The following is a 23327-nucleotide window of genomic DNA, read 5'->3' on the forward strand; positions in this document are numbered from 1 at the left end:
AGCCCGCAGATAAATACGTTTCGAAGGATGTAACAATAATTAACTTATCCCAAAAACCGCGGCAAAAATTAACGACGACCGTTAAGATGAACAGATATTATTCAGTAAATTTAACCGCTCAGCGCCCGAAGCCAGGAACATAAATCACACGCTCCTTTTTTTTCTACTGCTTGTGGTATACTGCGCCGCCTTAACATTTAGTATTGCGCAACAGCGCCGATAGCAAACGAGGATATCGATGAGCACACCAGATTTTTCCACTGCAGAAAATAATCAGCAACTGGCGCAGGAAGTCTCCTGCCTGAAAGCGCTACTGACGCTAATGCTTCAGGCTATGGGCCAGGCGGACGCAGGCCGCGTGATTATTAAAATGGAAAAACAAATCGCGCAGATGGAAGATGAGGCTCAGGCTGCCGTATTCTCCAGCACCGTTAAGCAAATTAAACAAGCTTACCGTCAGTAAGAAAGGACCGGCTGAAAGTTATCACTGACAGCCGGTTTCACGTCTGACACGCAGAACGAATGATTCGCTCAAATTAATCCTGTTGCGACGGCATAACAGGCGATTTGCGTTTTGTTGGGCGCGTTAAATTTGCGCTGCATATTCTTCTGATGAAAATTGACCGTATTTTCTGAAATAGACAATATCATCGCCACCTCGGCCGAAGTTTTCCCTTCCGCGGTCCATTTGAGAATCTCCAGCTCGCGCCGGCTAAACTTCATCTCCGGCGGCATTACCATCTCATCCTCCAGGCGCAGCAACGCCAGCAGGCTAAGTTCGGTGAGCGTTCTCAGGCGTAATTCTAATTCGTCCTCCTGATAAGGACCCGGTTGCGTATTTTTTGCAGAAACCGATAAGAATCCCAGCGCATGATTTGGTAAGGTAAGACACTGCGTCACACCTTTATTTAAACCATGATCGCGCGCGCCGTTCCATAATTCCGGCGTATCACAAAAGAGCTGGTCATTCCACGGTAAATGCCCACGAAGAAAATTTTCTCTGCGCAATACGGGATCAACAGCAAAATAATTCTCTGCCTGATAATGAGACATCCAGGCCTGAGGATAAGTTGATTGCAGCGTGAGTCTCGGGCGCGTAAAAGGCACCGGATGGCGCACACAGAGTGCGTAGTAGTCGTATTCCAGAGCCTCTGTTTGCTGCTGGAGCAGGTTATAAACCGAATCCCCATCATGAGTTGACTGGAATTGTTGCAGCATTTCCCGCCGCCAGCTGAAAAAATCAATGTCCCTCATAACCTACCAAATAACCCCTGATTGATAATCATTATTATAAATACATAAAACTAACACATAAATCTTATTTATATGTATAAAATAACGTAGCCATCGCATTATTCGATTTTCGATGACGATTATTTATCGAACTCAGGAGGAAAATATGCTCTCGCCGTCCTCGTCTATGCAGCTCTTTTCCCGGATGTGGCAAGACTTTAGCGCAAGCGCTGTCCCGCCAATCGATTTCCGCCGCCCAGGGGCTTTATCTTCTTGCTTTGCAGTCAGTGATTTTGCTGCCGCCTCTATGGGGATCGCCGCCGCTTACCTTGCCCGTTTATGTTCAACATCCGCAACGCCGATAGTGGATCGCCGGCTGGCGTCATATTGGTTTTCAGCCAGCGCCAAGCCGCATAATCGTCCAGCACAGCAGCTTTGGGATCCATTAGCGGGAGATTATCAAACCGAAGATGGATGGATCCGACTGCATACGAATGCCCCCTATCACAGACTCGCCGTGGCGCAGATTCTGGGACAACATGCGACGCGACAAACACTTGCTCAACAAGTTCGTCAATGGCGCTCGCATGCGCTGGAACAAGCGGTGGTGGAAAATGGCGGTTGCGCGGCGGCGATGCGCAGCGCGGAAGAGTGGCGAGCACATCCGCAGGGCATCGCCGTCAGTCGGCAACCGCTGCTGATAGAAGCCGATTCACCGCCGGGGCCGTCGGTTGCCTGGTCCCTCCCCCCCTCACGTCCTTTGCTCGGTATCAAGGTACTGGATTTAACCCGGATTATTGCCGGCCCCGTCGCAACTCGTTTTCTCGCAGGGTTAGGCGCTGATGTATTACGTATTGATCCTGTCGACTGGCAAGAATCAACGCTCGAAGAAGAGATTACGCTGGGTAAGCGCTGCGCCCGATTGAATATAAAAACACAAACCGATAAGCAACGTTTAATCACGTTAATCTCGCAAGCCGACGTCATTGTTCACGGTTACCGCGCTGATGCGTTGGATGCGCTAGGTCTTGATTGTCATACCCGAGCCGCACTATCGCCGGGAATTGTTGATGTTTCACTAAATGCCTGGGGATGGGAGGGGCCATGGAGAAACCGACGCGGTTTCGACAGCCTGGTACAAATGGCCTGTGGTATCGCTCATGCCGGTCAACGCTGGCGCGACGCGGATAAACCCATCCCGCTTCCGGTACAGGCGTTAGACCACGCGACGGGCTATCTGATGGCTGCAGCAGTACTAAAAGGGATAGAGCAACGCATAGAGAGCGGCAAAGGTTATCATGCGCGGCTGTCATTGGCTCGCGTCGCCGCCAGCCTGATGGAGTGGCCAGCCGCACGACATGAGATGCCTTTCGCGCCGCTGCAACGTCGTGATTTTCAATCTGCGATGGAGTGGTCGACATTTGGTCTGGCTGAACGGCTAACATTCCCCATCCGCCTGGCAGGTACGCCAATTATCTGGTCACGACCGCCCTGCCGGTTAGGGTCGGCCGCGCCAGAATGGTAAAATTTACTGCATTAAAAATTTCTCAAGGAACTGACGAGTACGCGGCTGCTGCGGGTTAGCAAATAGCTCTCTGGCCTTACCTTGTTCGACGATACGTCCCTGATCCATGAATATGGCGCGGTCGGCGACATCACGAGCGAAACTCATCTCATGGGTAACAATAACCATAGTCCGCTTTTCCTGCGCCAGCTGGCGTATGGTGTTGAGTACTTCACCCACTAACTCAGGATCCAACGCAGAAGTCGGCTCGTCAAAAAGAATAACGTCCGGACGCATTGCTAACGCACGGGCAATTGCCACACGCTGCTGCTGACCGCCAGATAAACGACGCGGATAGCTATTCTCTTTTCCTGATAGTCCCACCTTTGCCAGTAGCTGACGCGCCAAAGAAATGGCCTCGTTCTTATCTTCGCCTTTTACGATAACCGGTCCTTCAATAATATTTTCCAGCACCGTACGGTGTGGAAATAGATTGAAGTTCTGGAACACAAAGCCAACATGCTGACGCAGACGGCGGATTAGCCCTTTTTGCTGGCTAATACTACGCGAAGTATCGATTGTCACATCGCCCACGCGAATGGTACCGCTTTCGGGGTGTTCAAGCAGATTAATGCTGCGCAACAGCGTGGTCTTACCGGATCCGCTCGGACCGATAATCGCCACCACCTCCCCTTCCTGAACCTCGAGATCGATACCGTGGAGCACGGTCTGCCCGTGGAATTTCTTCACCAGTTTTTTGACTTCAATCGCACTCATTTTGGATCACGCTCCTGGCGATTCAGCTGATTTTCAAAATAATTCTGCAACGTCGATAGCACAGTCGCCATCACCCAATAGATAAGCGAGGCGGCCAGATACATCGTAAAGACCTCCAGCGTACGCGAGGTTATTAACTGCGCCTGACGGAACAGTTCCGGTACCTGAATCGTCGCCGCCAGCGAAGTATCTTTGACAAGGCTAATAAAGCTGTTAGAGAGCGGCGGCAGCGCCACGCGGGCAGCCTGCGGTAAAATAGCCCGCCGCAAAGTCTGCCACGGCGTCATGCCAATACTCGCTGCCGCTTCCCACTGCCCTTTATCTATAGAGGCAATTGCCGCTCGCAGCGTTTCCGCCGCATAGGCCGCGGTATTCAATGACAGGCCAATCATCGCCGCCGGGATCGGGTCCAGCTCAATGCCAAACTGCGGTAAGCCGTAATAGATCATAAACAGTTGGGCAATCAGCGGGGTTCCGCGGAAAATAGAGATATACATCCGCGCCAGCCATCTGACGGGCCAGATTGACGACATGCGCATCAATGCGAGGATAAAGCCCAGCAGCAGGCCGAAGAACATGCCGCCGATGCTCAGCTGTAACGTAAAAACCGCGCCCTTTAACAGATAAGGCGCGGAGTCAATGACCAGTTGGATACTTTCTTGCATTCTGTTTTTCTACATTAGACGTGCGGATGATAAGCAAACAGCGCTGGCGCGCCGCCAGTATGGATAAACAGAATCGGCCCCTCATCCTTAAAGCGATTCTGATTAATGCCGTCAATCAGCCCGGCCATGGCCTTTCCGGTATAAACCGGATCCAGCAGGATACCTTCCAGTTGTGCCAGCAGTTTGACCGCTTCCATGCCTTCTTCATTGGGCGTACCGTAGCCTGGCGCGAAATAATCATCCCACAAAGTAATTTCCGCTTTGACCTGCAGTTCAAGGCTGTTAGCAACGGCCTGCTGCAGCGCAACCACTTTAGGTAACTGGTCGGCAACGCTGCGTGACACGGTCACCCCAATTAATTCCGCGTTCGGCATCAGCTGTTCCAGGCCTACCGCCAGCCCGGCGTGGGTGCCTGCGCTACCGGAGGCGACCACTACCGACGAGATTTCCACCGCCCCTTCGCATTGCTGGGCGATTTCGAGGGCACTTTCGACATAACCCAGCGCGCCAAGGGCGTTTGAACCGCCGACCGGAATGACATAAGGACGGTATCCCTGCGCTTCAATCCGGGTTGCCAGCTCTTCAAGCTGCGCATTAGGATCGGTCAACGCATCACACATTTCGACCTGGGTATTGAACAAATCCAGCAACAGGCGGTTACCGTTGGTCAGATAATTTTCAGCACGAGTGCCTATCGGATTTTCCATCAGCGCGACGCAGTGCAGGCCCAGTTTCGCGGCGACGGCCGCCGTCTGACGCACATGGTTAGACTGTATGGCTCCTGCGGTAATCAGCGTATCAGCGCCTTCGCGTAGCGCATCAGCGGCGAGAAACTCCAGCTTGCGCAGTTTATTACCGCCCATCGCCATTGGAGTCACATCATCACGTTTAATAAAAATATCCCGCCCGAGATGATCGGACAGGCGCGGTAGATATTCCAGTGGCGTCGGCGCGCCAATAAATTCCAGGCGCGGGAAACGCGTTAAATTTTGTAGTGACATGGCACCTCCAGACTCAGTTATCCTTATTATGCACGCAGTTGCGCGCTAAATAAAAAAAGGCGCCATTATCAGCGCCTTTTTTCATCTGCAGACGTTACTTAGTGACGTCTGCACCAAACCATTTTTCTGAAAGCGCCTTCAGGCTGCCATCTTTCTGCATATCTGCGATGGCCGTGTCCACCGCTTTCAGCAGATCTTCATTACCTTTACGCAGCGCCACGCCGGATTCCTGACGGGAGAATGCTTCACCGGTTACAGCCAGGGTATTGTTGGTTTTCTTCACCAAATCCAACGCTGCCAGGCGGTCGACCAAAATAGCGTCAATACGGCCTACGCGCAGGTCCTGGTATTTTGTCGGGTCATCATCATAGGTACGAATATCAACGCCCTGTACATTCTGGCGCAGCCACTCTTCATAATTGGTGCCCAGGCCAACGCCGACTTTTTTGCCTTTCAGGTCCGCCGCGGTTTTAATTACGCCTTCGTTACCCTTCTTCACCAGCGCCTGAATACCAGAAATAGTATACGGGGTGGAGAAGTCGTATTTTTTCTTACGCTGGTCGGAAATAGTGACCTGGTTAATCACCACATCAATACGTTTAGAATCAAGAGAAGCCAGCATACCGTCCCATTTGGTGGGTTTGAGGTCTGCTTTCACACCGATGTGTTTCGCCAGTTCATTGGCAAACTCAACTTCAAAACCGGTCAATTTTCCATCATCGCCTTGATAACTAAACGGCGGGTATGTGCCTTCCAGGCCAACGCGCAGCGTGCCGCGCTCTTTGACCTGATTAAGCAGATTTTCAGCGGCAAAGGTTTTCACGCTTACACCAGCCATCAATGCTACGGCCATTGCGCCCATCAGCGCCTGGCGACCCAGAAGTGCTAATTTCATAGATACCCCGAATATGATGAGATTTTCCTGTAGTGTAAGGCGTTTAGCAGCAGCCTACCAACATCTATCCGCTACATCTTATGCCAATTTATTATATATGCAGCCATTTAGGGTATAGCGAAAAAGCAACGAAATTATTCATATTTGCCAGTTATCTCCCATACTGCAAAGGTCAGCTTGATGACGCCAGGAGCATGGAAGATGAAAAATCCCACGTTGTTGCAATGTTTTCACTGGTATTACCCGGAAGGTGGCGAGCTATGGCGGGAAGTAGAAGCCCTTGCGCCAAATCTCAATGAAATCGGCATTAATATGATTTGGTTGCCGCCAGCCTATAAGGGCGCTTCCGGCGGTTATTCGGTTGGCTACGATAGTTACGATCTTTTCGACCTTGGTGAATTCGATCAGAAAGGATCGGTTGCCACCAAATATGGCGATAAGGCTCAGTTGTTAGCGGCGATACATGCGCTAAAAGAGCATCAAATTGCCGTCCTACTTGATGTCGTCGTAAACCATAAGATGGGTGCCGATGAGAAAGAGCGCATTCGCGTACAACGCGTTGATGAACAGGATCGAACAAAAATTGCGGAAGAGATCATCGAATGTGAAGCCTGGACTCGCTATACCTTCCCGGCCCGTGGTGGACAATATTCACAATTCATCTGGGACTATAAATGTTTTAGCGGCATCGACCATATTGAAAATCCCGATGAAGATGGTGTATTCAAAGTGGTTAATGACTACACCGGCGACGGCTGGAACGATCAGGTCGACGATGAAATGGGCAACTTCGACTATCTCATGGGCGAAAACATCGATTTCCGGAACCATGCCGTCACCGAGGAGATAAAATACTGGGCCCGCTGGGTCATTGAACAAACTGGCTGCGATGGTTTTCGCCTTGATGCCGTCAAGCATATTCCGGCATGGTTTTATAAAGAGTGGATTGAGCACGTACAGAGCTCCAGCGAAAAACCACTCTTTATTGTTGCCGAATACTGGTCGCACGAAGTGGATAAACTACAGCAGTATATCGACCTTGTTGACGGTAATACCCTGCTGTTCGATGCGCCGCTGCAGATGAAATTCCACGAAGCCTCACGTCAGGGGCGCGATTACGACATGAGTCAAATATTCACCGGCACGCTGGTTGAAGCCGATCCCTTCCATGCGGTTACGTTGGTCACGAATCATGACACCCAACCGCTTCAGGCGCTGGAAGCGCCGGTCGAAGCCTGGTTTAAGCCGCTAGCCTATGCGCTGATTTTACTGCGTGAAAACGGGGTTCCCTCGGTATTTTACGCCGATCTGTTCGGCGCCAGTTATGAAGATACCGGCGGAGATGGCCAGACTTACGCCATCGAAATGCCGGTTATCGAGCAACTTCATGAACTCATCGACGCACGTCAGCGTTTTGCTCACGGCGTACAAACTCTGTGGTTCGATCATCCTAACTGTATTGCCTTCAGCCGCAGCGGTACCGATGAACATCCTGGCTGCGTAGTGGTGCTATCTAACGGCGATGACGGCGAGAAAATGCTCCCGCTTGGCGAAAATTACGCCAATAAACGCTGGACGGATTTTCTTAATAATCGCCAGGAGATAATTGAAACCGATGACGAGGGCAATGCCGTATTTACCTGTAATGCCGGCAGCGTCAGCGTGTGGGTCATTGAAGAGGTACTGTAAAGCAAACGGGCCGGCTTTCGCCGGCCCGTCAAAATAGATTACTGTGCGGTTTTACTCGCCGCCTGATTCTTTTTCCAGGCCTGTTCGCACTCCGGCGTTAAGCGTTCGACGCGGGTCAACGTCATTCGATCGTATTCCAGCGTGTTTCCATTACGTTCAATAGGATAAATATCAAGGCTGCTGGTCACATTATAAACCTGATCGTCGCGGTTCATTAATTTTCCCGGTTCAGCAATCACCCGTTGCCACTGACGGCAATCGAGGGTATCCCCGTCTTTGGTGACGATCAACGTCGCTATCGCCTCAGGGCTAACCATCGCGCTTTGCGGGCCCTTCGATTGCCAGAACCCTTCCAATCCTGCAGGCGCTGGCGCTTTAACCACTGCCTGATAGGAATCAACCTGTGCGCATCCGGACAGAGCAAGCAACGCGCCAGCCATAACAATCTTTTTCATCATCCATCCCACAAACCGATAAAAAAGTATTGTGGCATTAAAGCGTTAAGGCCGCCACCCCTACGCGATACCCAGGTTGCTTAGGCTCGCCGCTAATCTCAGCATTTACGCTTATCGATTATTATTAGCCGTATTAAACATGAATGAAAAATACATTTTTTGAATAAAATACAGACAGCACCAATTTAATTGGCGGTCGCCCCATAAGGATAATCCGAAAATAAATTGAAATCGTGGCGACGCCATGGCCCAGCGCCGGGCATTATTACTGTCAGGAACTGTTTATTCTTTTTTCATGGCTTTACTTTAAGAATATTCCTGGCAAATTATGAGTATTATTAGCGAATAGTTTAGTCTGGCTAATGCTTTCCGCATAAAGTCAGGCGTTATAAAAATGGACTTCATCACACGGCCAGGCGCCAGATGAATTATCGTTACGTGTTGATTGAGGATGGGTCATGTCAACGATTATCATGGATTTGTGCAGCTATACCCGGCTAGGTTTAACCGGATATCTGGCAAGCCGGGGAATAAAGAAGCGCGATATCATTGAGGTGCGTAGCGCACTTAGTTTGAAGGAGCGCTGCGAATCACTGCGTCCGGCGGTTGTGTTTCTCAACGAGGACTGTTTTATACATCACGATGAGAGCAATCAACTTATCCGCGACATCATTACCACCAACCCTGATACCTTATTTGTTATTTTTATGTCTTTGGCAAACATCCATTTTGACCACTACTTACTTGTGCGCAAGAATCTACTTATCAGTTCAAAATCGCTAACACCGAAAGACCTTGATAACATTCTGGGTAATTGTCTGCAAACCGATACCGCCAATCATCTAAACCAGTTACGCACCCGCATTCCTACTCTATCGCTCAGTCAGGCAGAATCGAATATGCTGCAGATGTGGATGGCCGGACACGCGACCTCACATATTTCAAGACAGATGAATATCAAAGCAAAAACCGTGTCGTCACATAAAGGTAATATTAAGAAAAAAATCCAGACGCATAATAAACAGGTGATTTACCATATTGTTCGGTTGGCTGAAAACATTACTTCCGGGATTTACGTCAATATGCGCTGATAGCAAACTGGCGGCGATACCCGCCAGTTTCTGCCTGTGGACCTACTCAGCTTTCTCAACAAAAATGCCGTCCGGGTGCCCCACTTCGTTGAAAAACCAGATCCCCAGCGGATAGTCTTCCAGCGCAACAAGATACATGGTTCCTTCACTAAACGACTCAATTGCCAGTACTACCCCCGAACGACGTGGGCCACCGTCGGTCTTTACCGTGACACGATCGTTTACCTGCATAACTCGCCTCCTCTCGTTTTGAGCCAGTGTAGAACAAAACCCGTCATCACGCAGCGTTCAGCCAGCGTGACTGCCGTTTTTATAGACCGTCTATACTTAAAGAGGCCCTATCAGAGCCGAGCGAGGTAGTGATGATGAAATCCGCTAAAGACCGCGGTGTGACGAATACAGACGGGATTGACATTAATGTCGATGCCCTACTGGCGGCGATCAATGAGATAAGCGAAAGCGAAGTGCATCGTAGCGAAGATGATCCGCACCATGTCAGTATCGATGGTCGTAACGAACACACCTGGCGCGAGCTGGCTGAAGCTTTTGAGCTTGATATTCATGACTTTAGCGTTACTGAAGCCAATCGCTAAGCATAGGTGAAAAAAATCCCGACTCGCAGGAGTCGGGATCAAACTTGCTAATGCAAGAAGCACTTGAAAATTCGTTACACCGGGAAATCCGATGCATGGAAGACATTATCCTCAATTATTTTGCATGACAAGAAGTATTGATGATGAGAATTATTGAGAAATGCGGCTTATATGTACAACCAATTTAATAACCCAGGCGTGACAAGGCCTCCCCCTTATCGTTCTGTTACGAACGGTGCGGCGAAGCGGTGTATTTTTTAAGAATTTTCCTATACCGAAGAACATCAACGCCGCAGATAAGGTGAGCGTTCTCACCTTACCAAAGTCTATCCGGCCGAACATACCCGGTTGCGTCCATTCTGCTTTGCCAGATACAAACGATGATCGGCAATCGACTGCAGCTCCTCAAAGTTAAACTCATCTGATGTCTCACTACTACTGACCCCCAATGAGGCGCTGATCCGTAAACTAACGCTGTTGTGCAGCAATATCTCCCGGCTATGGATACGCAGACGAATACGCTCAGCAATCGCGCGCGCTTGCGACAGTTGCGTATTGGGTAAAACGATACAGAACTCTTCCCCGCCAACGCGTCCGGCAATATCCTCCTCGCGAATCTGCCCCATAATGGTGCTTCCCACCAGGGTCAGAACACGGTCCCCGGCCTGGTGTCCGTGTTTATCATTAATACCTTTAAAATAATCCAGATCCAGCTGAATGACGGATATGGGTTGATTATTCCGCCAGCAGCTTCGTGCCGCCGCAATCGCTCGCTCAAACAGGGCACCGCGATTTAACAGCCGTGTTAATGCATCATGCCAGGCTTGCCATTCAAGCGACGCCTGCAACACGCTCATATTGATGACCATGCGGCGGATAACAATCCAGGACACGATCAGCATGAGGGTAAACATTAACCACATCAGGGTCAGGGCGATGGAAATGGTCCCGAAATCACCACGCACCCCCTCCTTCAGGGTATGAATATGCAAAAGTACGCCGTCAAAGTTACGGATCTTTTCCCAACTGATATAGCGAGTTAACTGGCGTATGCCGCCATGGTTATCATTGGCCAACGCATAGCGAAGTTTTTCTTGTTCCGTGGGCGAGAGCGGCGTCAGCACATCATCCGGCGCCGAAGAGGCCAGCAAATTGAGCTGCTTGTCATACAGCTGATATTCGCCCATTTGCCCTCCTTTTACCGCACTGACGAGAAAATTCTGCAGGTCGCGGATGGAAAAATCCATCGCCAGCACGCCCAGCCAGTAGTGCTCATAGTCCAGGGGAATCGAGGCCGTAACCACCTGCGGTTGCGTATATCCGTCTTCCTGTTGAGTGGTTTGCCAAAGGATCCCTCGCCCCGGATTATCACGCTGGGTTTGCCGCATAAACCATGCTGAACCCGTATCTCGCGAAAACTGCGCCAGCACCTGGCTGGAGCTGCGCGGAGCATCGGTGGTGGTGTAGAAACCGCTACGAGAAACGTAGGACATGCGCTCGCTGAAGATTCGGTTATTGTTGGTCAAACGCAGAAGATAGCCAAGCTCAAGGGTAGCCATCAATTCATTGCTGGCCTGCGGATTGTTACGCGACAACAGATCATCAGCGTCGACAAAAGAATCGGAGACTCCGTATACCGTCAAAGTACGCCGGTTGTTTAGCTCGACTGACCAGATGGGATCGTGCCGTTTACTGATGTACTCCTGCTCGGCCCGGCGCAGGATGGCGAAATCCAGCGGATTCTCCAGCGCCGATTGCATACTGTTGCGAAAAAAGAGCAGCCGGTTGAGATTAAATTGCAACAGCCCATCCATTTCATGGGCCACGTTCTCAAGATTATTACGTTGGTTGGCGACGTATGCTTCTTCCAGTACCCGGATCTCTCGCCAGATGAGTAACGTTGAAAAGAACAGCACCACGATGAAACAGATATTGACCACACGCCCCGGATTGAAGAGGCGACGGAACTTTTTTAGCCACAGCGGCTTATCCATTATTCACTCGCAGTACGGTCAAAGAAACCAACAACATCAACGCTCCTTGTCCGAACGTAATCAATATTAAAAGCGCCCGCACCAGCGGGCGCTGCACATCTAATTATGCTGCGAACGTTGCCCTTCGCCGCGGACCAACTCATCTTCACGGAAGGCTTCACGCTGTACGACGTGACCGTCATACCACCGGCACTCGACCATGTCGCCGGCAATGCCGGTGACGACCATTCGCGGCCCGCCGCTTTTCCGTCTGACTTCATCACTGACCAACAAGACCATTTTTGCCTCCGGTATCAGGAAGAAACAGTTTCACCTTAGACGACACCGGCCCATCTTGCGTAACCGGCGCAGGGATTTATTTCGCGTTACCGCGTAATGCGGCTATAGCTTTAACAACGCCAAAAACGATAGCGCCAATAATAAATCCTAGCACCAGATTAGCGACCACAGGCAATGTGGATGCCAACATTCCACTCAGTCCATGGGCAAGATTTTCGATGAAATGATGCAGCGGCGCTACGCCGTGAACCACAATACCGCCGCCAACCAAAAACATCGCCAGGGTACCGACGAAAGTCAGAATTTTCATCAACCGCGGCGCGATGGCCAGGAGAGCTTTTCCTACCCCCTGCGCCAGTACGCTTTTTTTCTCTACCAGCCAATAGCCCATGTCATCCAGCTTGACAATGACGCCCACCAGACCGTAAACCCCAACGGTCACAAGAATGGCGATACCGGATAAAATCAGGATCTGATTAAGCAAGGGCGCATCAGCTACAATACCCAAGGTTATCGCGACGATTTCAGCTGATAAGATAAAATCGGTACGGATCGCCCCTTTTACTTTATCGCGTTCAAAGGCCAGCGGGTCCTGGGCGGCGAGCGTTTCCAGGCGCTGCTGGCGCAGTTTCGGGTCTTCCTTATTCTTGCGCGCATGCAGGTTATGCAGCACTTTTTCAAAGCCTTCAAAGCAGAGAAAAGCGCCGCCCAGCATCAATAGCGGCGTAATGGCCCAGGGAATAAATGCGCTGATAAGTAACGCCAGCGGCACCAGAATCACTTTATTCAGAAACGAGCCTTTTGCTACCCCCCACACCACCGGGAGCTCGCGGTTAGCCCTTACGCCAGTAACCTGCTGCGCGTTGAGAGAAAGATCATCGCCCAGTACGCCCGCCGTTTTCTTAGCCGCTAGTTTTCCCATGACGGAGATATCATCCAGCAGCGTGGCAATATCGTCCAATAAGGTTAAAAGACTACTTCCCGCCAAAATGTGCTTCCTTCAATTTCTGTTTATGAAACATAGAGTATGAGGCAAAAGCGCCCTCTCGCCCAGAGATGTCATTAGTCAACAAAAATATAACAAAAAAATCACATTGAAAGCGCTCGCCAGCACGTTAGTTTTCACGTTAACTATATGTTCCCTTTCTATCTCTTTTCGTCGCGAGGAAGTATGTCTACCCGTCAGCTGTTCCCCCTTATCGGCGCGCTGTTTGCGCTGTATATCATTTGGGGGTCAACCTATTTTGCTATCGCTATTGGCGTCGCCAGCTGGCCGCCGTTGATGATGGCCGGGATCCGCTTTCTCTCTGCCGGCGGCGTGTTGCTTATCTATTTACTGGCCACCGGTCATAAACTCCCGGCCCGACGACCGCTACTTAATGCGGCGCTGATAGGCATCCTGTTGCTTGCCGTTGGCAATGGCTTCGTTACTCTTGCAGAACATCAGCATGTACCATCAGGTATCGCCGCGGTGATGGTCGCCACCGTCCCGCTATTTACGCTCTGCTTCAGCCGTTTTTTTGGCATTGTCACGCGCAAGCTGGAATGGTTCGGTATCGCGATTGGCCTGGCGGGAATTGTGATGCTCAATAGCGGCGGCAATCTCAGCGGCAACCCCTGGGGAGCATTGCTGATTCTGATTGGTTCCCTGAGCTGGGCGTTTGGCTCGGTTTACGGCTCGCGTATTGAATTACCAACCGGGATGATGGCTGGCGCGATTGAAATGCTGGCGGCAGGGATTGTGCTTTCCGCGGCATCATGGTTCTCAGGGGAGAAGCTCACTCAAATGCCTTCCTGGTCCGGTATTTTGGCCGTTGCTTATCTGGCCATTTTTGGCTCGCTTATCGCCATTAACGCCTATATGTATCTGATACGTAACGTGACGCCGGCGGTTGCTACCAGCTATGCCTATGTCAACCCGGTGGTCGCCGTGCTACTGGGGACCGGGTTTGGCGGTGAAAGTCTCTCCATGATCGAGTGGCTGGCGCTGGCGGTGATTATTTTCGCCGTCGTATTAGTGACGCTAGGTAAATATCTCTTCCCTGCCCGCTCAACCGTTACTCCTTGTCAATCGGATCGATAAAACCGATGCCCTGAGTGTCGATCTGCGCGCAATTTCCACCGCCGCAGATCCACTCCTCCAGACGATCGCGTAAGGCCTCATCGCTTAATTTCTGCCGCCCGCGGAGCGCGCACTCCCAGACAATAAGCACCCGCCAGCCTTGTTCTATCAACATCGCCAGGTCACGGCGATCGCGCCGCACGTTAGCGCCAATCTTTTTCAGCCAGAAATCGGTACGGGTCGCCGGTACTTTGAACAGATAACAGTGATGATGGTGCCAAAAGCAGCCATGGGTAAAGATAACGCAGCGGTAGTCAGGCAGCAGAAAATCAGGCCGCCCGGGTAGCGATGCTTCCTGAACGCGAAAAGTGAATCCAGCCTGCGTGAGCAGCGCCGCCAACCGCTTCTCAATTGCCGTATCGCGGGTTGCGATAGCGCGCATATTTTTACTACGAGTGGCCTTATCGTGAACGTCCGCCATCGCTGTCTCCGGCAACGCGCAGTTTTACCGCTTCGGCAATCCGCGGCGCCAGCAGTTTTGCTACCGCGGCAAACACCGGGACTACCACCGAATTACCGAATTGGCGATAGGCCTGAGTATCGGAAACAGGAATACGAAAACGGTGTTCTCCCGGTGCTTCGAAGCCCATCAATCTTGCGCACTCGCGCGGTGTTAAACGCCGCGGGCGGCGTAGTTGATTTTGTGGATCGTCAAAATGCTTTTCGCCCAATGGTTTATCCCAACCGCGATCGACCAGGATCTCAGCACCATCTTTGTAGTAGCGCGCAGATAGCGTTCGCGCGACGCTGCCTGGATTGGTCGGGTCGACCAGACCGTAACCGAAACCGTTGCCACGCGCCTGATGTTTACGCGCGTAACGATAGAGATACTTCCACAGAACCGGCGTCAGAATGAATTTAGCATCGACGGTGGGATCCAATAACTCGCCGAAGGTTGGCCGCTGCGGCGGATACAAACTGGTGATATCGCGCAGCGTAAATCCTTCATGCAATTGTAAATCGCGACGAAAACCCACCAGCACAATACGCTCACGGTGCTGGGGTAAGAAATGACGCCCATCGATAACCTTGGGGTCATCGGCGCCTACGTGATTGGCATCCGCCACCTCATAACCAAGCTCATCCAGCGTCTGCATGATAATGCGAAAGGTTCTGCCTTTATCGTGGCTCTTCAGATTCTTGACGTTTTCCAGCACGAAGATCGGCGGACGACGGGCGGCAATAATTCTGACAACATCAAAAAAAAGTGTTCCCTGAGTTTCACAGGCAAAACCATGGGCGCGCCCCATGGCATTCTTCTTTGATACCCCGGCCAGGGAAAAGGGCTGGCAGGGGAAGCCCGCGAGCAGTACATCATGTTGCGGGATCGCCTCGCGGATAGACTTCGCCGCCTCTTCATCACTGATATCGGTGCGCTGGCTGAGGGTAATTTCTCGGATATCGGCGTTAAAGCTGTGCTGCAGCGGATCGCAATACCAGTTAGCTTTATAGGTACGTACAGCGTGTTTATTCCACTCGCTGGTAAATACGCACTGCCCGCCAATAGCTTCAAAGCCGTGGCGAATACCGCCAATGCCGGCGAAGAGATCGATAAAACGAAACGTATAGTTTGGATGATGGCGCGGCGGAGACGGTAACAGGCTCGCCAGAAAAGCGCACTCCGCGTTCGTTAACCTGCTTGCCGCATGACTCACCGTCGCCACCCGTTTGAGTATCGCCGGGCTCCAGTGCTGATCGCCAACCGCTAGCAGCTGCGCGACCAGGGTTTTGACATCATAGATCGTCATCAGCTGGCGCAATAACGCCTGCGCGTGTTCCCCTGACGGCTCAGACAGGAGATTTTCTTTGGATATTTTTTGCGGCATAACCTCAACCAGCACGGACAATTTTTGCAGAGAGTACCACAAATAGTCGCAACGGATTTAAACCGCAGGTGCAAAGCGGCGCAAAACCGCTTCATCCAACGACAACGGGTCGCCACGCAGTTCGGCGCCCAGCTTCGCCATAAATTGCACCAGAAATTGGGCATTATGCACCGCCAGCGCTCTCCCCTGCTCCGTTTGCATGGTCTCAGGCAGGCGTAGCAATTTACACTGAAAATGGTCGAGGGCAAATTTCTTGTCATCAAGATCGCGCTGGTCAGCAAAGGGATCGTCAGCATCAAACAAGATAGTGTTTAGCGCGCCGGAAACGGCAAAAACACGAGCCAGACCAATCGCCCCCAGCGCTTCCAGTCGGTCCGCATCCTGCACAATTTTCGCCTCTACGCTTTGCGGTAATATAGCCGCACTAAAGCTATGCGCTTCAATAGCATGCATAACTGCAGGATAACGGTCGGCGGGAAAGTCGGGGAAAGCGCTTTGCAGGATAGATCGCGTTTTCTCTGCCGCCATCCGCGAAGAGTTATGACGCTGAGGATGGTTTTTAGCCAGGCTGACAATATCGTGAAAGTAGCAGGCCGTCAGGATAACCAACTCGTCAGCGCCGCTATCGCCGACCAGCTGCTGCGCGGTACTCCAGACGCGGCGAAAGTGCGAAATGTCATGAGCCGCATCCTCCTGCGCATGATGCGTATTTAACCAGTTTTCAAACCGTTGTTGCCATTCAGCTAATAACATGAGCGTTTCCTGATGCCTGGACTAGCCTCGAGCATAGCAACTTTAATCGCGCTGTTCATGTACCTGAATAGGGGGACGCGTATACCAGGCTATCGCCCCAAGGATTGCCCCCACTCCTCCCAGCACCAAAAAACCCAGCAGCGCGCCAATCCATTTGCCCGCCGTTGACCCCAATTCGCCATCAATGCTGACGCCGGGGACGCTTTGAATGCGCCCCACTATCCACCAGTACCGTACCATCGCCCACACAAAGTAACCGCAAAAGGCGTAAAAAGCCCATAACGCCAGCTTTCCACCGGGGCCCCGTTTCGCTTTAGCGTCCATTAAATCCTTCTCCCTATATCAACCACAGCGCATCATCGCCAACCACACATCTGTGACACACATCACATTATACAATTATCGTGCTTATCTGGAAGCATGAGTATGGTACCGGGCGTGTTTTGCCATCCACGAATGTTGGTTAGGGTCAGCACCTTTATATACTACGGATATCGCCATGCTTTTAAATAAGACGATTTGATGAAATCCAACGATATTCATTATCAAACAAAATTATTTAATAATATAACTTATCACATTATAATCGATGATATTGTTATGTCATTTACAGCGTAGATATCATTATCACTGGGAATTAAAAACCGCCTGACATTAAAAATCAAAATAAAACATCAATAAACCACGGAAATATACATTACCTAAAGAATAGAAAATACATATATTGAATATAAAATAAATATTTTGAAATATTTTAATATACTTTTATTACATTTTTTATTTAATTAAAAATGAACTTATGCGGCTAGTATCAATTCGTCATTCCACAGGGAATTAGACAATTCATATTAATTATGATTAAAGGGAATACATAATGAAAAGAAAAGTATTGGCTATTATGCTGCCAGCGTTATTAGCAGCAGGCGCGGCGCACTCTGCGGAAATTTATAACAAAAACGGCAACAAGCTTGACCTCTACGGAAAAGTTGACGGTCTGCACTATTTCTCCGACGACGCTTCTGAAGATGGCGACCAAACCTACGCGCGTTTAGGCGTGAAAGGCGAAACGCAGATCAACGATCAGCTGACCGGCTACGGCCAGTGGGAATACAACATTCAGGCTAACACCACTGAAGGTGAAGGCGCTAACTCCTGGACCCGTCTGGGCTTCGCGGGTCTGAAATTTGCTGACTACGGTTCTCTGGACTACGGCCGTAACTACGGCGTTATCTATGATGTCGAAGCGTGGACCGACGTACTGCCGGAATTCGGCGGCGACAGCTACACCCAAACTGACGTCTTCATGCTTGGCCGTACCAACGGCGTGGCGACCTATCGTAACAGCGATTTCTTCGGCCTGGTTGATGGCCTGAGCTTTGCCCTTCAGTATCAGGGTAATAACGAAAACGCTGGCTCCGGCGAAGGCACCAATAACGGCGGTGGTCGTAAACTGGCGCGTGAAAATGGCGACGGTTTCGGTATCTCCTCTTCCTACGATCTCGGCATGGGCATCAGCTTCGGCGCGGCATATGCTTCTTCTGACCGTACCAACAATCAGGTGGCCGCAGCGGCCAACAGCGCTTACGCCGGCGGCGATAAAGCCGATGCCTGGACCGTGGGCGCGAAATACGATGCTAACAACATCTACCTGGCCGCAATGTACGCGGAAACCCGCAACATGACTTCCTTCGGTAAATCCACCAGCTATCTTGGCGGCGGTATTGCCAACAAGACTCAGAACTTCGAAGTTGTTGCCCAGTATCAGTTCGACGATTTCGATTTACCGCTGCGTCCATCTGTCGCTTATCTGCAGTCTAAGGGTAAAGACCTGTACAACAGCGGCGACAAAGACCTGGTTAAATACGTTGATGTGGGTATGACTTACTACTTCAACAAAAACATGTCTACCTACGTTGATTACAAAATCAACCTGCTGGACGAAGACGACTACTTCTACCGCGCCAACGGCATTGCGACAGATGACGTAGTCGCGCTGGGCCTGGTCTATCAGTTCTAATATCCCCTCATTATCAAAGCCTGCCACGTGCAGGCTTTTTTTTAACGATCGGCTTTTCGCGGCGTCGGCATATATCAATCCACTGAAGTAATTCAAACTTTTGTCATGGGAATGGCTTAATAATACTCTGGCGCAGAAGGCAGGATATTTGCCCTCCGGTTGCCAGGTGACCCTCTCTCTTACACTCCCTACATCTTCCGCCACTCCAGTGGCAGAACGGAATACCCTTACAAAAACGATCGTTTTAACCGATCGATTTAACAAAATCGATCTGTCATAACAATTATCCACATGAAAAATACGCCTTTAAAATATCCCCTTCACAGGGAAGGACATTTTGTGACTCTTAAACAGGTAATAACCGAGCTAGCTTATAGCGTGAGGAGCTTTGTCGTGTCGCTTCACAACACGTAAAAACCCTTATGAGAGCATGACTACAGCAGGCTTAGCTGTCTGAAATGCATTGATTGAAAAAACAACAAATTGGTATAGTTACACAGTGAAATTATTTAAATGTAAATACTGCATGCGCTGCGGTAAAAAGCTTAGGTTTTTCGAAAGGTTAATGGCTGAGAAGGATCGTCTCTGTGATGATTGTTGTTCTAAAGTTAGCAAATACATGTATGACAAGAGACATTAAATTTCAGCCGCGATGCAGGAAAACGTCTCAAACTAACATGGATAAGGGCTATGCCATGTAAAATCCCATGGCAAGCGAAGAAAGTTATGGGATTCGTGTTCTCTTAAAATTGCGATATCACTAGCGACTAATACGGATGGTCAATAATATTGTTCAGGTATGCCATTTGGTTGCGATAGCCACGGGCAGCATCGCCAATAATAATCTCGGTTAGTTGTCAACCATCCTATTAAATTTCACCAGGCATTAAATAATAAAAAGAGGAATAATGGAAACAGCAAAATGCTTACAGCGGTTGGTTATGCCAAACGCCAGGTTTGGTGCATCTGAAAGCATGTACATCAGAGGGAGCCTTTTTTCATTTTCGGAAAATATTATTACCGTATTTCCCGGAGGGAAAATTTCTTTTGATACCTATTACAATGGTTTTTCCACTATTCTCTGGAAAGAAAAATGCGGAATACACGATCTTGCATTCAATGCATCAGGCACTGGCTCAGCAAAAATCAGCGCCTTGCTTATTACAGAAGAAATGTCAAGATATGAACTGGCATCAGCAACCGTGTCGCTGAATAGCCTGTCTCAAGAAATATTCACTCTGGATTTGGCTGATACTCTCAATCGCGGCATTATATATATAGAAATAACTCCGATAAATGGGATTGTCTCCCTTAATAGCGGCGAATGGTTTACCAATCAATCTCCCCGCAGAAAAGTAAAGCTCGGAATATCAATAACACATTTTGACAGAAAAAAATATGTCATCCCCTCAATGATGAGAATAAAGCGAGAAATACTAGAAAATGATGACTATCGCGGACTCATTGACTTTACCGTTATTGATAACTCAAAGAATATAACGGCTCGCGAGGCTAATGGGATTAGGGTTATTCCCAATAAGAATACTGGTGGTGCGGGTGGATTTATGAGAGGTCTACTTCATTACATTGATGAAGGTGATTTCACCCACACATTATTCATGGATGATGATGCAAGTTGCGAAGCCGAATGCATCAAAAAGACATACTCTGTACTGAGTTATGCATTAAACGACAACGCTGCGGTTTCTGGTTCATTATTTACCGGTGTGCGCCCCGATGCTTTAGTTGAAAAAGGTGCATTTTTTGATAGGGTATGTCATCCAATTTACTCAGGGTGGCGATTAAATGATGTGGAATCTCTGGTAAAAACAGAAACCCTCATGCAATTTCCTAACTATGGCGCGTGGTGGTTCTTTGCATTCCCGATAAATCACGTCAAGAGTTTTGCATTTCCTTTTTTTGTTCGCGGTGATGATATCTTATTCGGCATGATGAACGACTTTGATATATTAACAACAAATGGCATTGCTTGTTATGCGGAGGAAGATTTCTCTTCTAAGACCTCACCGTTGACGGCCTACCTTGATACGCGCAATCATCTTGTAAATATGTTATTTTTTGGCCGACCAGTTAAAGACATAATCGGCACATATATTTCCTTTCATCTGAAAAGCCTGCTTGCTCATCAATATGGTAGTGCAGCCGCCATCAATTTAGCTTTCAAACATGTCTATGGCGATCCCGACTTTTGGAAAAATAATGCAGACATGAAGGATGTTCGTGAAGCATTAAATGCTATAACTTTTAATGAAAAAATGAAACCGATATCTCCTCCAGATAACAGCGTAGAGTTTAAGTGTAATTTCGAAACAAAATCACGGCGACTTTTCAGAATTATTACGTTAAATGGATTTCTGGTGCCTTCAAAAAACAAAATCATTTATCAGGAAAAGACATCAGGCGTGTCACTGAGACAGATTTTCAGGTACAAAAAGGTTTTTTATTACGACCGCGGCAATAAAACAGGCTATATTGCTGAGGTATCAAAAAAACAGCAGGCATCAGGTTTTATTGAGATATTGTTTAATACCTTAAAGATAATCCTTGCATCGAGAACACAGAGAAAAAAATACTCAGAAGTGACTAACAAGCTCACAACAGAAGAATTCTGGAGGAGTATACTTATTCGCCAATAAATTTTCTTACTGGCTATCGATACATCAGGTAATTTTGTAGTTGCAGGGATTGAAGCTTCGATAACCTGCAACTTTTTATGTTAGTCCATTCATTCCGTCACACTGACTTATCAAGATCGTCTATTTACGACAGTAAATTCCGTGAATAACTTTTTGCAGAACTATTATCACCGCACCACTCCAGATGGAACTTTGCTACTGTAAACTGCCTCTCAAGGCGATTCGGGACGAGATGTGTTCATCATCACCACCTCTATACCGGTAGGTGGGCTACTGACCACACTCTTTCATGTGCCGCCGGCAAACCTGCTCCCCATACTGAAGCCTCTTAGGATTGCCGTGAAAAGGATCACGGAGGTGCTACTGAATGGTTAGGGCGTAAACTCAAAATAACCTTGAAAGCGAAAGGCATTTCATAACAGGAAAGTTCGAGCAAAGATAGGCAACGTTTCGCCCACACCCGGTGTAGCAATTATCGAGGATTCAGAAGATGATTATTGATAAAAATATAGCAACGGAATATACCAACAGTATACCAAGTGTGATGGATGTCGTTGAAGGGAATTGGCGTAAGTGATTGAATAGTGGCGGAGAGAGGGGGATTTGAACCCCCGGTAGAGTTGCCCCTACTCCGGTTTTCGAGACCGGTCCGTTCAGCCGCTCCGGCATCTCTCCGCTGTTGAGGTTGCTATAATGCCAGGTTCTTTGGCATTTTAATAGCTCCAGTCCCTTAAATTGAGTTCAAGTGACGACTTTGCGAGCGATATGATGTTTAAATGGCCGTGGAAAGCAGAAGAACAGACAGGTAATGGCGAAATCCCGTGGCAACAAGCGGTTGCCATTCCGGTTTTAGCAAACCTCACTCAACAGGAACAGCAGCAGCTGTGCCAAATGGCAGCTCGTTTTTTACAACAAAAACGTCTGGTGCCGTTACAGGGATTTGAGTTAACCCCACTACACAGCGCGCGTATCGCACTACTCTTTTGCCTGCCGGTACTTGAGCTCGGCCTTGAATGGTTAGATGGCTTCCATGAAGTCTTGATCTACCCTGCCCCCTTTGTCGTTGATGACGAATGGGAAGATGACATCGGCCTGGTGCATAATCAACGCGTTGTCCAGTCCGGCCAAAGCTGGCAGCAAGGTCCCATTATCCTTAACTGGTTAGATATCCAGGACTCTTTCGATGCCTCCGGTTTTAACCTGATCGTGCATGAGGTCGCGCACAAGTTGGATTCGCGTAACGGCGATCGCGCCAGCGGGGTTCCTTTCATTCCCTTGCGTGAAGTCGCTGGTTGGGAGCACGACCTACATGCGGCGATGAACAACATTCAGGATGAGATCGATTTGGTCGGCGAAAGCGCCGCCAGCATTGATGCCTATGCGGCAACCGACCCGGCAGAGTGCTTTGCGGTGCTATCTGAATATTTCTTTAGCGCCCCAGAGCTATTCGCCCCCCGTTTCCCGGCGCTATGGCAGCGGTTCTGCCAGTTCTATCGTCAGGATCCGCTACAACGTTTACGGCAAAACGATCTGCTGGATGAAGACGACGTGCGGGTTGTTCATTAAAAACACGCTTTGAACTAAATTTCGCCAATTGAATCAGCTGGTTAAATTTAGTGTTGACACCAAAATGCGAGGCCAGTAGTATGCGCCTCGTTCACACGATTCCTCTGTAGTTCAGTCGGTAGAACGGCGGACTGTTAATCCGTATGTCACTGGTTCGAGTCCAGTCAGAGGAGCCAAATTTAGAAAGCCTGCTTTTAAGCAGGCTTTTTG

Annotated in this window: 23 protein-coding genes and 2 tRNA genes; 10 read left to right on the top strand and 15 right to left on the bottom strand. The window is 49.4% G+C overall.

Translation table 11 applies throughout. The features are described 5' to 3' along the window. Positions 1 to 238: 238 nt before the first annotated feature. Positions 239 to 463, top strand: a complete 225-nt coding sequence (locus tag PGQ95_RS12360) for a DUF2594 family protein (RefSeq protein WP_015365908.1) — start codon at positions 239 to 241, stop codon at positions 461 to 463. Positions 464 to 531: 68 nt separating this feature from the next. On the opposite strand, the gene sdiA is transcribed toward PGQ95_RS12360, so the two are convergent. Beyond that, complete coding sequence (sdiA, locus tag PGQ95_RS12365; RefSeq protein WP_087860520.1) at positions 532 to 1254, bottom strand: transcriptional regulator SdiA; 723 nt, start codon at positions 1252 to 1254, stop codon at positions 532 to 534. 145 nt (positions 1255 to 1399) lie between these two features. Here sdiA and PGQ95_RS12370 point away from each other — a divergent pair, with 145 nt between their 5' ends. Further along, positions 1400 to 2758 carry a CoA transferase gene (locus tag PGQ95_RS12370; RefSeq protein ID WP_430918252.1) on the top strand — a complete coding sequence of 453 codons (1359 nt, stop codon included), beginning with the start codon at positions 1400 to 1402 and terminating at the stop codon, positions 2756 to 2758. Between the two features lie 3 nt (positions 2759 to 2761). On the opposite strand, the gene tcyN is transcribed toward PGQ95_RS12370, so the two are convergent. The 4 genes from tcyN to tcyJ all read right to left on the bottom strand — a co-directional run bounded on the left by tcyN (position 2762) and on the right by tcyJ (position 6075). Beyond that, entirely contained in the window at positions 2762 to 3514 is a 753-nt protein-coding gene (gene tcyN / locus PGQ95_RS12375; protein WP_113373554.1) for an L-cystine ABC transporter ATP-binding protein TcyN, read from the bottom strand. After that, positions 3511 to 4179 (bottom strand): cystine ABC transporter permease, encoded by a 669-nt coding sequence (gene tcyL, locus PGQ95_RS12380; protein WP_015705981.1) that lies wholly within the window; start codon positions 4177 to 4179, stop codon positions 3511 to 3513. The genes tcyN and tcyL overlap by 4 nt, the downstream gene beginning before the upstream one ends. A 14-nt stretch (positions 4180 to 4193) precedes the next feature. Then, the gene (gene dcyD, locus PGQ95_RS12385; RefSeq protein WP_430918255.1) at positions 4194 to 5180 is read right to left on the bottom strand and encodes a D-cysteine desulfhydrase; all 987 of its coding nucleotides are present in this window, start codon (positions 5178 to 5180) and stop codon (positions 4194 to 4196) included. Between the two features lie 94 nt (positions 5181 to 5274). Then, positions 5275 to 6075, bottom strand: coding sequence for a cystine ABC transporter substrate-binding protein (gene tcyJ / locus PGQ95_RS12390; protein ID WP_045376245.1), 801 nt, complete (start codon positions 6073 to 6075; stop codon positions 5275 to 5277). Positions 6076 to 6276: 201 nt separating this feature from the next. Here tcyJ and amyA point away from each other — a divergent pair, with 201 nt between their 5' ends. Beyond that, entirely contained in the window at positions 6277 to 7764 is a 1488-nt protein-coding gene (gene amyA / locus PGQ95_RS12395; RefSeq protein ID WP_113373553.1) for an alpha-amylase, read from the top strand. Between the two features lie 38 nt (positions 7765 to 7802). Here amyA and yedD read toward each other — a convergent pair whose 3' ends face one another. Continuing rightward, positions 7803 to 8222 carry a lipoprotein YedD gene (yedD, locus tag PGQ95_RS12400; RefSeq protein ID WP_162750162.1) on the bottom strand — a complete coding sequence of 140 codons (420 nt, stop codon included), beginning with the start codon at positions 8220 to 8222 and terminating at the stop codon, positions 7803 to 7805. Positions 8223 to 8677: 455 nt separating this feature from the next. Here yedD and rcsA point away from each other — a divergent pair, with 455 nt between their 5' ends. Next, on the top strand, positions 8678 to 9310 hold the full coding sequence (rcsA, locus tag PGQ95_RS12405; RefSeq protein ID WP_087860515.1) for a transcriptional regulator RcsA: 633 nt from the start codon (positions 8678 to 8680) through the stop codon (positions 9308 to 9310). A gap of 42 nt (positions 9311 to 9352) precedes the next feature. Here rcsA and dsrB read toward each other — a convergent pair whose 3' ends face one another. Then, positions 9353 to 9541, bottom strand: a complete 189-nt coding sequence (gene dsrB, locus PGQ95_RS12410; protein WP_015365898.1) for a protein DsrB — start codon at positions 9539 to 9541, stop codon at positions 9353 to 9355. A gap of 134 nt (positions 9542 to 9675) precedes the next feature. Here dsrB and yodD point away from each other — a divergent pair, with 134 nt between their 5' ends. Further along, positions 9676 to 9903 (top strand): YodD family peroxide/acid resistance protein, encoded by a 228-nt coding sequence (gene yodD, locus PGQ95_RS12415; RefSeq protein ID WP_087860514.1) that lies wholly within the window; start codon positions 9676 to 9678, stop codon positions 9901 to 9903. A 326-nt stretch (positions 9904 to 10229) separates the two neighbouring features. On the opposite strand, the gene dgcQ is transcribed toward yodD, so the two are convergent. The 3 genes from dgcQ to PGQ95_RS12430 form a co-directional block, all read right to left on the bottom strand. After that, complete coding sequence (dgcQ, locus tag PGQ95_RS12420; RefSeq protein WP_430918257.1) at positions 10230 to 11897, bottom strand: cellulose biosynthesis regulator diguanylate cyclase DgcQ; 1668 nt, start codon at positions 11895 to 11897, stop codon at positions 10230 to 10232. Between the two features lie 99 nt (positions 11898 to 11996). Further along, a complete protein-coding gene (locus PGQ95_RS12425; protein ID WP_045390229.1) occupies positions 11997 to 12176 on the bottom strand; it encodes a YodC family protein in 180 nt (59 codons plus the stop codon). Positions 12177 to 12252: 76 nt separating this feature from the next. Then, on the bottom strand, positions 12253 to 13164 hold the full coding sequence (locus PGQ95_RS12430) for a DUF808 family protein (protein WP_113373550.1): 912 nt from the start codon (positions 13162 to 13164) through the stop codon (positions 12253 to 12255). A 183-nt stretch (positions 13165 to 13347) separates the two neighbouring features. Between PGQ95_RS12430 and yedA the strand changes: the two genes are divergently transcribed. Beyond that, a complete protein-coding gene (gene yedA / locus PGQ95_RS12435) occupies positions 13348 to 14259 on the top strand; it encodes a drug/metabolite exporter YedA (protein ID WP_087860511.1) in 912 nt (303 codons plus the stop codon). On the opposite strand, the gene PGQ95_RS12440 is transcribed toward yedA, so the two are convergent. The 4 genes from PGQ95_RS12440 to drpB are packed head-to-tail and all read right to left on the bottom strand — an operon-like array spanning position 14234 to position 17201. Beyond that, positions 14234 to 14719, bottom strand: a complete 486-nt coding sequence (locus PGQ95_RS12440; protein WP_087860510.1) for a very short patch repair endonuclease — start codon at positions 14717 to 14719, stop codon at positions 14234 to 14236. The two genes, yedA and PGQ95_RS12440, sit on opposite strands and share 26 nt — an antisense overlap. After that, positions 14700 to 16124 carry a DNA cytosine methyltransferase gene (locus PGQ95_RS12445; protein WP_430918260.1) on the bottom strand — a complete coding sequence of 475 codons (1425 nt, stop codon included), beginning with the start codon at positions 16122 to 16124 and terminating at the stop codon, positions 14700 to 14702. The genes PGQ95_RS12440 and PGQ95_RS12445 overlap by 20 nt, the downstream gene beginning before the upstream one ends. A gap of 57 nt (positions 16125 to 16181) precedes the next feature. Beyond that, positions 16182 to 16877 carry a phosphohydrolase gene (locus tag PGQ95_RS12450; protein ID WP_087860508.1) on the bottom strand — a complete coding sequence of 232 codons (696 nt, stop codon included), beginning with the start codon at positions 16875 to 16877 and terminating at the stop codon, positions 16182 to 16184. Positions 16878 to 16919: 42 nt separating this feature from the next. Then, the gene (gene drpB / locus PGQ95_RS12455; RefSeq protein ID WP_213316858.1) at positions 16920 to 17201 is read right to left on the bottom strand and encodes a cell division protein DrpB; all 282 of its coding nucleotides are present in this window, start codon (positions 17199 to 17201) and stop codon (positions 16920 to 16922) included. A gap of 550 nt (positions 17202 to 17751) precedes the next feature. Between drpB and ompC the strand changes: the two genes are divergently transcribed. Then, complete coding sequence (ompC, locus tag PGQ95_RS12460) at positions 17752 to 18894, top strand: porin OmpC (RefSeq protein ID WP_213794517.1); 1143 nt, start codon at positions 17752 to 17754, stop codon at positions 18892 to 18894. Positions 18895 to 19802: 908 nt separating this feature from the next. Further along, positions 19803 to 21551 (top strand): hypothetical protein, encoded by a 1749-nt coding sequence (locus tag PGQ95_RS12465; protein ID WP_430918262.1) that lies wholly within the window; start codon positions 19803 to 19805, stop codon positions 21549 to 21551. 585 nt (positions 21552 to 22136) lie between these two features. Here the strand turns inward: PGQ95_RS12465 and PGQ95_RS12470 are convergent. Then, positions 22137 to 22226, bottom strand: a tRNA-Ser gene (locus tag PGQ95_RS12470). Positions 22227 to 22316: 90 nt separating this feature from the next. Between PGQ95_RS12470 and mtfA the strand changes: the two genes are divergently transcribed. Then, positions 22317 to 23117: a DgsA anti-repressor MtfA gene (mtfA, locus tag PGQ95_RS12475; protein WP_183269054.1), complete on the top strand. Its 801-nt coding sequence runs from the start codon at positions 22317 to 22319 to the stop codon at positions 23115 to 23117. 100 nt (positions 23118 to 23217) lie between these two features. After that, positions 23218 to 23293 (top strand) — tRNA-Asn (locus PGQ95_RS12480). Positions 23294 to 23327 lie beyond the last annotated feature (34 nt).

Source organism: Klebsiella sp. 141240 (assembly GCF_050600805.1).
Taxonomy (GTDB): domain Bacteria; phylum Pseudomonadota; class Gammaproteobacteria; order Enterobacterales; family Enterobacteriaceae; genus Klebsiella; species Klebsiella aerogenes.